The sequence below is a fragment of the Arthrobacter sp. GmRoot5-12 genome, from assembly GCF_059739365.1.
On the sequence record NZ_AP046056.1, the window covers coordinates 179,900 to 192,658 of the forward strand.

A 12,759-nucleotide genomic window follows, 5' to 3' on the forward strand; every position below is an offset into this window, starting at 1 on the left:
CCGGCGTTAGGTTTTGGTCTCTCAAGTGCAAGTAGTCAGCATCAGCAGCCTCAAGGGTGGAGTCGGCAAGACTTCCGTCACCACAGGATTGGCGTCTGCGGCGCTTGCCGCCGGAGTCCGCACGCTGGTGGTGGACCTGGATCCGCACGCCGACGCCACCACGGCCCTCGGCGTTCAGCCGGGCGACCAGTTGGATATCGGCCGGATGCTGAAGAGCCCACGAAGGGCGAAACTGGCCGGGAACGTGGTGCGCAGCAGCTGGGCTGACCGCACCCCCTCCAACGGCGCCGGGCCCGCTGTCCTGGATGTCGCCGTCGGCTCTGCCTACACCGGAATCTACGACCGGCCGGACCTTGGCCGCCGGGACCTCCGCAGGCTTTCCGCCGTGCTCGCCGGCACGGAAGAGTACCAGCTTGTCCTCATCGATTGCCCGCCGTCACTCAACGGCCTGACGCGCATGGCGTGGGCTGCCAGCGACAAGGTCGCCCTGGTTGCCGAACCTGGCCTGTTCTCGGTTGCCGGCACGGAACGCACCATGCGGGCCATCCAGCTGTTCAAGCAGGAGTTTGCGCCCAATCTGTCACCGGCGGGCATCGTGGCCAACCGCGTCCGCAGCGGCTCTTCCGAGCACACCTACCGCCTGGCGGAGATGGAGTCCATGTTCGGCGAACTCCTGCTGAGCCCGCGGATTCCCGAACAGGCCAACTGGCAGCAGATCCAGGGCGCGGCGCACCCCGTCCACCACTGGCCCGGGGATTCAGCCAAGTCCGCGGCCGGTTTGTTCGACGAACTGCTGTCCACCCTGATGGCGTCCGGCAAGGGTCTGCGCAGCCGCGCCCGCTAGGACCTCACGTCTTAAACAATCAGGGCGGCCCTCCAACTGGAGGGCCGCCCTGATTGTTTACGTGTAAGAACCGGTCAGCTGATCTTCCGGGCGGCGCGCCGCTTGCTCAGTTCATCGTCCGGAAAGGACTGCTCGGCGGCATGCTCGCTGGGCAGGGACGCGAGGCTGCCTTCCACCTCGCGCCAGACGCGTCCCACGGCAATGCCGAAAACGCCTTGGCCGCCCTGCACCAAATCAATGACTTCGTCCGCGGACGTGCACTCGTAGACACTGGCGCCGTCGCTCATGAGCGTGATCTGGGCCAGGTCCTCGACGCCGCGTTCCCGGAGGTGTTCAACGGCGGTGCGGATCTGCTGAAGGGAAACGCCGGTGTCGAGGAGCCGCTTGACCACCTTGAGCACCAGGATGTCCCTGAATCCGTACAACCGCTGGGAGCCGGATCCTGCCGCGCCGCGGACGGCCGGCTCAACCAGGCCCGTCCGGGCCCAGTAATCGAGCTGGCGGTAAGTAATGCCTGCTGCCTTGCAGGCCGTAGGACCGCGGTAGCCGGCGTCCTCGTCCAGTACGGGAAGGTCCTCGGTGAACAGGAGGCCCTGGGCACCGCTCACGGGCACAGCAACACCAGCCGTGGGCTGTTTCAGCCCGCCTGCTTCGCCTTTGGGACTCACCTGGATCCTCCTTGTCGTACGCTCCCGGGAACTTATAACGGCAAGCCTTGGCATGAAGACCATGCGTGTAATTATTCCGCGGGGCGCACTTTCCAGTGTGACTTGCGCGGCTGCCGTAAGCAAGGGAACTTGATACTTCGACGTTAGGCCCGGCAGGTCCCGAGGTCAAAGACCTTCGGGGGTTGGAAGAGGCGTGTCGAAACTTTCAGGCTTAACTTTAACCTTAACGTGACCTTAGCCGTCGAAATCCTCAGGTTCCACATCGTCAAGGAACTCGCGGAAGCGGCGCAGTTCGCGCTCCTCATCCACGGTGGGGCCGGGCTCTGTATCCTCGCCTTCGTCGTGCTCAGTGATGCGGACGCCGGCCTCATCCATCACGGAGTCGGCGCACCAGATCCGGCACTTGGCGCGGAGCGCCACCGCAAGGGCATCAGACGCCCGCGAGCTCACCGTGGTCCCATTTTCGAACTGCAGCTGCCCGTAGAAGATGTTGTCCTCCACCGCGACGATGTTGACACTGACCACTGAGTGGCCCAGGGACTCCACGACGTCCACCAGGAGATCATGGGTCATGGGCCGGGGCGGGACCACACCCTGCTGGGCAAGGGCGATGGCGCTGGCTTCCGGGGTGCCGATCCAAATGGGGACGTGGCGTTCGCCGTGCATCTCCTTGAGCAGGACCAGCGGCTGGTTTGAAGGCAGTTCGATGCGAACGCCTACAATCTCGACTTCAATCATCAGATGTCCATGCGTGAGATGTGGTCCTGCACCAGGGCCCGGTGCAGGGTGAGGCAAAGATCGCTGATCTCGCGGGCCGCCTCTGCCGCGCGCGCCTGTGATGCAGAGTCCTTGCGCGAGGCAAGCGGCGCCACAGCGCGTTCCACCAGGCCGAATTCCCGTTCGGCCGCGGCCTGGAAAGGCCGCAGGTGCCTTGGTTCCAGCCCGTGGCTTTCCAGCTGGACGCACGCGCGGGCCACCTGGAGGGCATGTTCGTCGAACTGGCCGCTGCTGTGGCTGATGAGGCCGAAGCTCAGGAGCGACTGCAGCAGGGGCACGCTGGCGCCGGATTCGGTGCGGAGCTGTTCCTCGCTCAGTTTCCGGCCGCGGTTCTGAAGTTCGGCGGCCAGCTCGTCGGAGACTATGCGCGGGGAAACCACGACGCCGGGAGGCAGGTTCTCCGGCCGTTCCCCCCTGTCAATGGCGTCAAGGTAGTCCTTGATGACTTTCAGGGGCAGGTACTGGTCCCGCTGCAGGGCCAGTACGAAGCGCAGCCGCTCCACGTCACCGTCGGAATACTGGCGGTAGCCAGCAGGGGTGCGGCGTGGGTTGATCAGTCCCTTTTCCTCAAGGAACCGGATCTTCGACGCGGTCATGCCAGGGAAGTCGGCGCTCAGCTGGGCGAGAACTTCGCCAATGTTCAGGACCTGGGGGCCCCGGCGTTCCGGTTGTGCCATTGCCACAGGCAGCGGTCCCCGGGTCAGCTGCGGCCTGCAGCCGTGGCAGGGCTCAGGTAGAAGGTGAGGCGGAATTTGCCGATCTGGACTTCGCTGCCGGACCTCAGCTCAACGCGGTCCACGCGGTCGTGGTTGACGTAGGTGCCGTTGAGGCTGTTCATGTCCACGACTTCGAAGCTGCGTGCCGTGCGCCGGAATTCGACATGGCGGCGCGAAACCGTGACATCGTCCAGGAAGATGTCCGCGTCCGGGTGGCGCCCCGCGGTGGTCACGTCCGAATCCAGCAGGAACCGGGCGCCGGCATTCGGCCCGCTGTGGGCCACGAGGAGCGCGGAACCGGCGGGCAGGGCTTCCACCGAGTTGCGCTCTTCCGAGGACAGCCTGGGCGCGATGGTGGGTTCATCGGTGATGGGGGTCAGATGGATCGAGGTGGTCTCCGACGCCTTAGCCGCACCCGTGCCGTAATCCCCATCGGCAGGGTTGTGTCTGTGGCCAGCCATGGATTCCTCCTCTGTGACGCTGCAGGCGCAAACCTGCAGCCAACGTTTGCTCTCCGGCCCTGCCAGCAGGTCCGGCGCCGGCTCCCGATCCGGGGGCTGACGTGCGAAGACGCTTTGCCTGCGGCGCGGGGCCGGACCGGAATTACCGGTTAGCTTTAGCCTACCTGTTGTTCGTACTCGGATGCACTGAGCAGGGACTCAACTGCATCCGGTTCGGCGAGTTTGACCTCGATGAGCCAGCCGTCACCGTAGGGATCGGTGTTGATCAGGGCCGAATCGCTGTCCAGGGAGTCGTTCCGGGCCACCACTTCGCCGGAAACGGGTGCGTAGATGTCGCTCACGCTCTTGGTCGACTCGACCTCGCCAACCACTTCGTTCGCCGTAATCTTCGTGCCGACTTCGGGCATCTGGGCGTAGACGACATCTCCAAGGGCGTCCTGGGCAAAGTCGGTGATTCCCACGCGGACCACGCCGTCGGCATTCGGGGCCGTGACCCACTCGTGTTCGGCGGTGTAGGACAGGTCTTCGGGAATGTTGCTCATGGGTGGCCTTTCATCGGGGTACGCGCCAATGTCAAAAAGGGGCCCGTAAAACGGGCCGCCGCTGAAAGTATAGGCATAACTGCCGGGGCCGGCGCGGGCGTTTCTGACAAGATGGGACCCATGAGTGCAAGCACCGGTTCAGCATGCCGGGGACAGGAAAGGTAGGCCATGCCGGAACTGCCTGAAGTCGCCGGTCTGGCCGCGTTCCTTGATGAACAGCTGCGGGGCTGCGTTGTAGCGAAACTCCAGATTGTCTCGTTTGCCGTGCTCAAGACGGCCGATCCGCCGTTCAACGCCATCGAGGGCCGCACCGTGTCCGGTGTCCGCCGGTTCGGAAAGTTCATCAGCATTGACACGGACGGCATTTCCCTGGTGTTCCATTTGGCGCGCGCGGGCTGGGTGCGCTTCACGGACTCCCCCGCCGACAGCCAGCTCAGGATGGGCAAGGGCCTCATCGCAGTGCGGGCTGCTTTCTCCGGTCCCGACGGGCCGCGCGGGCTGGACCTGACGGAAGCGGGCACCAAGAAAAGCCTGGCCGTCTACGTCGTGCGGGATCCGCAGGACGTGCCGGGCATCGCCACGTTGGGCCCGGATCCGTTTACCGAGGCGTTCGACGCCGACATGCTGGCTGCGATCCTGGCCGGCAGTTCGCAGCAGATCAAGGGACTGCTGCGCAGCCAAAGCGTGATCGCCGGCATCGGCAACGCTTACAGCGACGAGATCCTCCATGCCGCCCGGGTCTCTCCGTTCGCCATCGCCAAATCCCTGGACCGGGAGACGGTGCAGGTGCTGTACGACGCCATCCACAGCGTGCTGGGCGAGGCACTGGCCGAAGCAGCCGGCAAGCCGCCCAAGGACCTCAAGGACGTCAAACGCAGCCACATGCGGGTTCACGCCCGGACCGGACAGCCCTGCCCCGTCTGCGGCGACACGGTACGGGAAGTCTCATTCGCGGACACTGCCCTTCAGTACTGCCCCACCTGCCAGACCAAAGGCAAGATCCTGGCCGACCGCAGGACTTCGAAGTTCCTGAAGTAGGAAGATCCGGCACCCAAGGCATCCCGCGGCTGCGGACGGTGTCGCGGGTGACCGGATTGCGGTTCGGGACCTCTGGCCCTGCCCCGGCACACCCCTGGGGCGTAGCGTCTTGACCAAGGCTCGCATGTCTCGGTCACCACGAAGGGGTCACAATGCGCAGGTCCCGCCCCACAGTCATCGGAATGGCCTTGGCCCTCGCCCTCGGCGGTGGTCTCGGGGGCACGGCCCTGGTGCCCGCCGCGGCCGCCGTACCAGCGGTGGCGGTGCAGCGGAGCGGTCCGGCGTCGATGGCGGTCCAGCAGGCCGGTGACGACGCGATTGTCCAGCATTACGAGCAGCTCGGCGGCAGCGCATCGTTCCTCGGCACGCCAGTCGGGAGCGCGTACGACATCGCTGGGGGCCGCGCCCAGGATTACACGGCCGGCGCCATCTACTGGAGCCCCGGCACCGGAGCCCACGAGGTCCATGGGGCAATCCGCGGACGCTATCTCGCCTTCGGCGGACCCGCAGGCCTCCTGGGCTTCCCACTCACCGACGAGACCGCCACCCCGGGCGCCGCCGGCCGATACAACGACTTCGCCGCAGGATCCATCTACTGGAGCCCCGCCACCGGAGCCCACGAAGTGCACGGGGCAATCCGCGGACGCTATCTCGCCTTCGGCGGACCCGCAGGCCTCCTGGGCTTCCCACTCACCGACGAGACCGCCACCCCGGGCGCCGCCGGCCGATACAACGACTTCGCCGCAGGATCCATCTACTGGAGCCCCGGCACCGGAGCCCACGAGGTCCATGGGGCAATCCGCGGACGCTATCTCGCCTTCGGCGGACCCGCAGGCCTCCTGGGCTTCCCACTCACCGACGAGACCGCCACCCCGGGCGCCGCCGGCCGATACAACGACTTCGCCGCAGGATCCATCTACTGGAGTCCCGCCACCGGAGCACACGAAGTGCACGGGGCAATCCGCGGACGCTATCTCGCCTTCGGCGGACCCGCAGGCCTCCTGGGCTTCCCACTCACCGACGAGACCGCCACCCCGGGCGCCGCCGGCCGATACAACGACTTCGCCGCAGGATCCATCTACTGGAGTCCCGCCACCGGAGCACACGAAGTGCACGGGGCAATCCGCGGACGCTATCTGGAGCTCGGCGGGCCGGCAGGCGTGCTCGGATTCCCGCTGACGGACGAGACAGGCACCCCCGACGGGGTCGGCCGGTACAACCACTTCAGCGGCTCGAATGCCGGCTCGTCGATCTACTGGTCGCCCGCCACCGGAGCCCACGAGGTGTACGGCGCAATCCGGGCCCAGTGGGCGGCCCTCGGCTGGGAGCGCAGCCGGCTCGGCTACCCAACCAGCGGCGAGTACGGCATCACGGGCGGCCGCCGCAATGACTTCCAGCACGGTTCGCTCCTGTGGCACTCGGCCAGCGGCAGGATCGAGGTCATCTACACCAGCATCCCGCCGGCGCTCTTGGGCGTGGATCTTGAGCGCATTCCGACTGCGCAGAAGGTTGTCGCGCTCACGTTCGACGCCGGCGCCAACGACGCCGGCCTCCGATCGATCCTCGCCACCCTCGCAGCCAACGGCGTCCCGGGCACGTTTTTCCTCACCGGAGACTGGGTCAACCAGTTCCCCTCCGCCCCGGCGCTGATCTACAACGCGGGGCATCGGATCGGCAATCACTCCATGACCCACCCGGACTTTACCGCCCTGACGGACGCCCAGATCACGGCTGAGATCAGCAGCGCGCAGAGGACCATCGAGGCCGCTGGAGGCGACCCGCTCCCGTTCTTCCGCTTCCCGTTCGGCGCCCGCGATTCCCGCACGATTGCAGACGCCAACGCCGCCGGGTACGCGGCAATCCGGTGGACCGTCGACACCTTGGGTTGGCAAGGCACCATGAACGGAACGCGCGGCCCGGGCTTTGTCGTCCAGCGCATCATGGCTTCCGCACAGCCCGGGGAGATTGTCCTGATGCACCTCGGCTCGAACCCCGACGACGGTTCAACGCTCGACGCCGCGGCCCTCCCGCAGGTGATCTCCCAGCTCCGGGCGGCAGGCTACGGCTTCGTCACCCTCGACGCCGCCCTCGGCTAGCTGGGCCACCGACGGGCTGGTCCATATCCCACCAACGCAAAAGCCGCGGAAACCCTAAGGTTTCCGCGGCTTTCTGGTCGGGCTGACAGGATTTGAACCTGCGACCCCTTGACCCCCAGTCAAGTGCGCTACCAAGCTGCGCTACAGCCCGCTGGTTCCGCCGTTCTCCGCTGAACTCAACCCGAGGGTTTTCGTCAGCAGTCCGGCCGAACCACCTAGAAGAGCTTACACGATCCGGAGGGGTGCCTGTGACACTTTCCGGTGATCAGCCCCAAGGTGTGTCGCAATTAACGCTTCCGGCCACGCTTCTCGCGCACGCGCATGCTGACCTCAATCGGGGTTCCCTCGAATCCGAAGGTCTCCCGCAGGCGGCGCGTGATGAAACGGCGGTACCCGGGGTCCAGGAATCCCGTGGTGAACAGCACGAATTTGGGCGGGCGGCTGGAGGCCTGGGTGCCAAAGAGGATGCGGGGCTGCTTGCCGCCGCGGACCGGGTGGGGGTGGGCGGCCACGAGCTCACCCAGGAAGGCGTTGAGGCGCCCGGTGGCGATCCGCTTGTCCCAGTTCTCCAGGGCAAGGTCCAGGGCCGGGACCAGGCGGTCCTTGTGCCAGCCGGTCTTTGCCGAAATGTTGACCCGCGGCGCCCATTCCACATGGGCCAGGTCCTGCTCGATCTCGCGCTCCAGGTAACGGCGGCGTTCATCGTCGAGCAGGTCCCACTTGTTGAATGCCAGGACCAGCGCGCGGCCGGACTCGATGGCCAACTGCAGGATGCGCACGTCCTGTTCGCTGAGGACCTCGTCCACGGCGAGGAGCACGACGGCGACCTCCGCCTTCTCGAGCGCGGCCTGCGTCCGAAGTGAGGCGTAGTAGTCAGCGCCCTGCGCCATGTGCTGGCGGCGGCGGATGCCGGCGGTGTCCACAAAGCGCCAGGTGCGGCCGCCGAGTTCAATGAATTCGTCAACGGGGTCACGCGTGGTTCCTGCGGTGTTGTCCACCACTACGCGCTCGGATCCTGCAAGCTTGTTCAGCAGCGAGGACTTGCCCACGTTGGGGCGGCCGATCAGGGCGATACGGCGCGGGCCGCCTGAGCGGTCTGTTCCCTCGATCGTTGAGTATTCAGGGAGCACGTCCATGACGTGGTCCAGGAGGTCCGCGACACCTCGGCCGTGAAGGGCAGAGACGGGGTAGGGCTCGCCGAAACCGAGGCCCCACAATGCGGCGCTGTCCGCTTCCTGGGCGAAGTCGTCCACCTTGTTGGCCACCATGATGACCGGCTTCTTGCTGCGGCGCAGCATCTTCATGACGCCTTCGTCCGTGGCGGTGGCGCCCACTGCGGAGTCCACCACGAAAAGCACGGCGTCGGCGAGTTCCACGGCCATCTCGGCCTGCTCGGCGACGCGGGCGTGGATGCCGCGGGCGTCGTGCTCCCAGCCGCCGGTGTCCACCAGCGTGAAGTTGCGGCCGTTCCAGTTCGCGGAGTACATGACCCGGTCACGGGTGACGCCCGGGGTGTCCTCCACCACTGCTTCGCGGCGGCCCAGGATGCGGTTCACCAGCGTGGACTTCCCCACGTTTGGCCGGCCGATGATTGCCAGGACGGGATCCAGCTTGACGGGACCGTCAAAGTCCTCGTCGCCGTACTCCCCGCTCAGCAGGGCGGCATCGTCCTCGTCAAGCTCGTAATCCTCCAGGCCGGCCCGGAGGGAGGCGGCACGCAGCTCCGCTTCGTCGTCGCCAATCGCTGCCAGCCGTTCGGCAACCTGGTCGGTGCCGGTGGGAGTGTATTCGTCGTCGGTGCCGGAAGGCCCGGAAGTCTGGGTGGTGTCGCTCATTGCACTGTCCTTAGTGGTCATCTGCCGGCGTCCCCGGCTACTGCTGTCAAGTCGTTGTGGTCAGCGGAAGGCAAAGGCTGCCCGCTGAGTTGGATAGCGTCCTGGACGTGCCCGGCCAGCGCTGCACGGATGTCCTGCGCCGCCCTGTCCATTGAAGCACGCCCGCTTTCACCGGCCCGGCGGGCCAGGGTAAGGGCTGATCCGAAGCTGACGTGGAATCGCCGCCCCGGCCGCGGGACGAAGTCCAGGTGCTCGTCGCCCTGCCGGGTGCCCAGGATGGCCACCGGAACAACCGGTGCCCCGGAGTTCAGCGCCAGCCAGGCCACGCCCCCGTTGATGTCCGCGGCTGCCCCGCTCCCCCGCGTCCCTTCCGGAAGAATCCCAACGCAGCGTCCGGCGTCGAGCACGTCCTTGCAGCGCTGCAGCGCCGCCCGGTCACCCTGCCGGTCCACCGGAAGCTGCCCGGAGGCGGTGAGTACCCGGCCCAGGAAGCCCTGGAACATCTCCTGTTTTACCAGGATGTGCATGGGCCGCGGCGCCGCGCCGAACATGACCGGCCCGTCGAGGAAGCTGATGTGGTTGGCTGCGAAGATCACCGGACCGCCGGTGGGGACGTTGCTCCTGCCCGTCACCGTGGTCCGGTAGACCACGTGGTCCAGGATCCATCCCACCGGCCTGCTCCACGCCATGGTCAGTCGGGTTGGCACACCCGCCCGGGCCTCAGTCACGGTTGAGGACCTTTGTAACGATCACGAGGGCGGCATTGACGGTCTGCTCGAAGTCCAGGTCCGAGGAGTCCAGCGTGACCACGCCGTCTGCCGCCTGGGTGAAGTTCACCACGGTTGAGTCCCTGGCATCCCGGTGGGTCACCTGGGCTGCCAGCTGTTCGGCGTTCTGGGTACCGCCCAGCTGGATGCCGCGCCGGCGGAGGCGGGCTTCCTCGCTTGCGGTGAGGAGCATGCGCACCTCGGCTCCGGGCGCGACGACGGTGGTGATGTCCCGGCCTTCCACCACCATTCGGCGGTGGTGCTTTTCAATCAGGTCCCGCTGCCTGCGGATCAGTTCGGTCCGGGCACCAAGCGTGGTGGCCACGGAGCTGACCGCGGCGGAAATTGCCGGTTCGCGGATGGCATCGGTGACGTCCACGCCGCCTACCCGCACGTATTCCTCCTGGGGGCTGGTGCTCAGTTCCAGCGCAAAGTCCCGGGAGGCCTGTTCCACGGCCGGCGTGTCATCAAGGTCAATCCCCTGGTTTACGCAGTACCAGGTCAGTGCGCGGTACATCGCTCCGGTGTCCAGGTAGGCCAGCCGCAGCCTGCGGGCAACCTCCTTGCTCACGCTGGATTTACCGGAGCCGGACGGTCCGTCGATGGCAACCACCAGCGGCCGGCCGATGCGCAGGGCGCGCATGGTCTCGAGGAGTTCCTGTGTCATTACTGAAGTACCCGCCATCCGCGGTCGTTGAGAGCTTCGATCAGGTGGTCGTGCTTGTTCGGCAACACAGACAATTCCACCATGCCAACGTTCTGTCCGGAGGAATGGTCCAGCCGAAGATCCTCGACGTTCACACCGATTTCACCGATCTCGGTGAGCAGCTGCGCGATCTGGCCGGGCTTGTCATCCACCAGGACGGTGAGCCAGGAGTATGCCTGCGGCGGGCCGCCGTGCTTGCCGGGAATCCGGGCCTGGCCGGCGTTGCCCTCACTGATCAGCTGTGCCAGGTCCAGCCGGGCTCCCGGTGCCGTGGGCTGTTCCAGGGTTCCGATGAGGCGGTTCAGGTCCTCGCGGACGCCGTAGAGGATCTCCACGACCTTGGCTGCATTCCCGCCGAGGATCTGCACCCAGAGGGTGGGATCGCTCGCGGCAATCCTGGTGACGTCGCGGAGGCCGTTGCCGGCCAGCGACAGGGCGTGCAGTGGCGTTCCCTGGAGGCGGCTGGCCAGCAGGGATGACATGACCTGGGGCAGGTGCGACACCAGGGCCACTGCTTCATCATGTTCGTCCGCCGTGAACTGCGAGACAACCGCTCCAAGATCCGAGGCAAGCGACCGTGCCACTTGCAGGGCAGCGCCGGAGGTCTCCCCGGAGGGGCACAGCACCCAAGGCATGGAGGTGAACAGCTCGCCGCGGGCGGCCACCGGTCCCGATTTTTCCCGCCCGGCCATGGGGTGGGTGCCCACGTACCGGGTGAGGTCGGCACCGAGGCTGCGCAGACGGGCCAGGATGTCAGCCTTGACGCTGGCTATGTCCACCACGACGGCGTCGGGGTAGTCAGCCAGCGCCTGGCACACGACGCCGGCCGTCACGTCCGGCGGGGCGGCAGCCACAACCAGTTGCGGTTTGCGGCTGCCCAGCTCGGACAGGGGACGCCCGGCACCGATGTCCACCGCAACCGCCTGGTTGGTGGGTGACGGGTCGGAAAGGAACACAGGTACGCCACGCCCCCGCAGGCCCAGCCCAATGCTGGTGCCCAGCAGTCCGGTACCAATCACCACCACCGGGCCATCCAGGTGGCCGCGGCCCTGGCTTTTGAACGCGGACATGCGTCAGAGTCCTACGGATGCCAGCAGGTGGCCGACTTCCTGCTTGCCCAGGTTGCGGATGCTGCCCTGGCGCTGGTCCCCGAGTCCGATGGGGCCCACCTTGACGCGGACCAGCCGCTGGACCGGGAAGCCGACAGCATCAAAGAGGCGGCGGACAATCCGGTTCTTACCCGAGTGGAGCACAACCTCGATCAGCACGTGGCCCGGGGTGGAGTCCACCAGGCGGAAGGAGTCAACGGACGCGAACCCGTCCTCCAGTTCCACGCCGGCTTTCAGCTGGGCGCCTACGCCCTGCGGGAACGGCCCGCGCACCTGCACCAGGTAGGTCTTGGGAACCTCGTAGGACGGGTGGGTCAGCCTGTTGGCGAGTTCGCCGTCGTTGGTCAGCAGCAGCAGGCCTTCGGTGGCGACGTCGAGCCTTCCCACATGGAAGAGGCGTTCGCCGGTGTTCTTGTTGCTCTTCAGGAAGTCGCTGATGCACGGCCGGCCCTCGGGATCCTCCATGGTGGACACCACGCCCTTGGGCTTGTTGAACACCATGTAGACCAGGTTCTCGTCCAACTGGATCCGCAAGCCGTCAACATGAATGACGGCGGTCTTGGGATCGACGCGCATGCCGAGTTCCGTAACCACCCGGCCGTCCACCTCAACGCGGCCCTCGGCGATCATTTCTTCGCAGACGCGCCGGGATGCGACTCCGGCGGACGCCATTACTTTCTGGAGGCGCACGCCGTCTGCATCATGGAGTTCGGACTGCGGAACGTTACCGCGGGGGCCCTTCTTCCGGCCGGGCTTGCGGACCGGACCCAGGTTCTGGCCGAAGCGTTCGCTGCCGAATGCACGGGAAGCGGCTGTCCCGGGTGCACCGGTACGCGGCTTGGGCTTGAGGGCACCGGGAGTTCCGGGAGCTTTCTTGGCGCCGGGCTTGCGTGCCGCGGGCTTGCGCGACGACGGCTTGGCGCCACGGGCGCCCTCCGATGCCCGTGCCTGCTGGTCCCCCGCCAGATCGGGGTCGATGAAGCGTTCCTCGCGCGGCTTGGGGGCGCGGTGGGGCCGGTCCCCGCCGAATCCTGCTGCCCGCTTGGCTGTTCCGCCGCGGGAACCGCCGCTGAAGCCGCCGCCCTGTGCGCTGCGCTGCTGGGAGTTGTTGCGCTCGTTGCCGCCGCGTCCCGAACTGTTACGTGGTGAACCCTGGCGTCCCGCCTGTGTCATGACCCGTCCTTCAATGTGTTTTGGCCG

The 12,759-nt window shown here is 66.7% G+C and carries 12 protein-coding genes, 1 tRNA gene and 1 pseudogene; 3 read left to right on the top strand and 11 right to left on the bottom strand.

The features are described from left to right. Nucleotides 1-25 precede the first annotated feature (25 nt). On the top strand, nt 26-844 hold the full coding sequence (locus tag AC6JAM_RS00795) for a ParA family protein (protein WP_056389727.1): 819 nt from the start codon (nt 26-28) through the stop codon (nt 842-844). A gap of 74 nt (nt 845-918) precedes the next feature. On the opposite strand, the gene AC6JAM_RS00800 is transcribed toward AC6JAM_RS00795, so the two are convergent. The 5 genes from AC6JAM_RS00800 to gcvH form a co-directional block, all read right to left on the bottom strand. Further along, nucleotides 919-1,512, bottom strand: coding sequence for a MerR family transcriptional regulator (locus AC6JAM_RS00800; RefSeq protein ID WP_018763528.1), 594 nt, complete (start codon nt 1,510-1,512; stop codon nt 919-921). 234 nt (nt 1,513-1,746) lie between these two features. Continuing rightward, nucleotides 1,747-2,250, bottom strand: a complete 504-nt coding sequence (locus AC6JAM_RS00805; protein ID WP_018771495.1) for a bifunctional nuclease family protein — start codon at nt 2,248-2,250, stop codon at nt 1,747-1,749. After that, nucleotides 2,250-2,966 (bottom strand): transcriptional regulator FtsR, encoded by a 717-nt coding sequence (gene ftsR / locus AC6JAM_RS00810; RefSeq protein WP_018771494.1) that lies wholly within the window; start codon nt 2,964-2,966, stop codon nt 2,250-2,252. The genes AC6JAM_RS00805 and ftsR overlap by 1 nt, the downstream gene beginning before the upstream one ends. 23 nt (nt 2,967-2,989) lie before the next feature. Then, a complete protein-coding gene (locus AC6JAM_RS00815; protein WP_018771493.1) occupies nt 2,990-3,466 on the bottom strand; it encodes an FHA domain-containing protein in 477 nt (158 codons plus the stop codon). Nucleotides 3,467-3,621: 155 nt separating this feature from the next. Then, entirely contained in the window at nt 3,622-4,008 is a 387-nt protein-coding gene (gcvH, locus tag AC6JAM_RS00820) for a glycine cleavage system protein GcvH (RefSeq protein WP_018763524.1), read from the bottom strand. Between the two features lie 168 nt (nt 4,009-4,176). Between gcvH and AC6JAM_RS00825 the strand changes: the two genes are divergently transcribed. After that, nucleotides 4,177-5,046: an Fpg/Nei family DNA glycosylase gene (locus AC6JAM_RS00825; RefSeq protein ID WP_018771492.1), complete on the top strand. Its 870-nt coding sequence runs from the start codon at nt 4,177-4,179 to the stop codon at nt 5,044-5,046. A gap of 152 nt (nt 5,047-5,198) precedes the next feature. Continuing rightward, nucleotides 5,199-7,142 (top strand): polysaccharide deacetylase family protein, encoded by a 1,944-nt coding sequence (locus AC6JAM_RS00830; protein WP_497933786.1) that lies wholly within the window; start codon nt 5,199-5,201, stop codon nt 7,140-7,142. A 74-nt stretch (nt 7,143-7,216) separates the two neighbouring features. On the opposite strand, the gene AC6JAM_RS00835 is transcribed toward AC6JAM_RS00830, so the two are convergent. The 6 genes and pseudogenes from AC6JAM_RS00835 to AC6JAM_RS00860 all read right to left on the bottom strand — a co-directional run bounded on the left by AC6JAM_RS00835 (nt 7,217) and on the right by AC6JAM_RS00860 (nt 12,732). Further along, nucleotides 7,217-7,293 (bottom strand) — tRNA-Pro (locus AC6JAM_RS00835). Nucleotides 7,294-7,429: 136 nt separating this feature from the next. Further along, nucleotides 7,430-8,977, bottom strand: a complete 1,548-nt coding sequence (der, locus tag AC6JAM_RS00840; protein WP_018772027.1) for a ribosome biogenesis GTPase Der — start codon at nt 8,975-8,977, stop codon at nt 7,430-7,432. A gap of 10 nt (nt 8,978-8,987) precedes the next feature. Next, nucleotides 8,988-9,666: pseudogene (locus AC6JAM_RS00845) on the bottom strand (lysophospholipid acyltransferase family protein). 31 nt (nt 9,667-9,697) lie between these two features. Then, nucleotides 9,698-10,411, bottom strand: coding sequence for a (d)CMP kinase (gene cmk, locus AC6JAM_RS00850; RefSeq protein WP_018772025.1), 714 nt, complete (start codon nt 10,409-10,411; stop codon nt 9,698-9,700). Then, nucleotides 10,411-11,520, bottom strand: coding sequence for a prephenate dehydrogenase (locus AC6JAM_RS00855; protein ID WP_497933787.1), 1,110 nt, complete (start codon nt 11,518-11,520; stop codon nt 10,411-10,413). The genes cmk and AC6JAM_RS00855 overlap by 1 nt, the downstream gene beginning before the upstream one ends. A gap of 3 nt (nt 11,521-11,523) precedes the next feature. Continuing rightward, complete coding sequence (locus AC6JAM_RS00860) at nt 11,524-12,732, bottom strand: pseudouridine synthase (RefSeq protein WP_497933788.1); 1,209 nt, start codon at nt 12,730-12,732, stop codon at nt 11,524-11,526. Between the last annotated feature and the right edge of the window lie 27 nt (nt 12,733-12,759).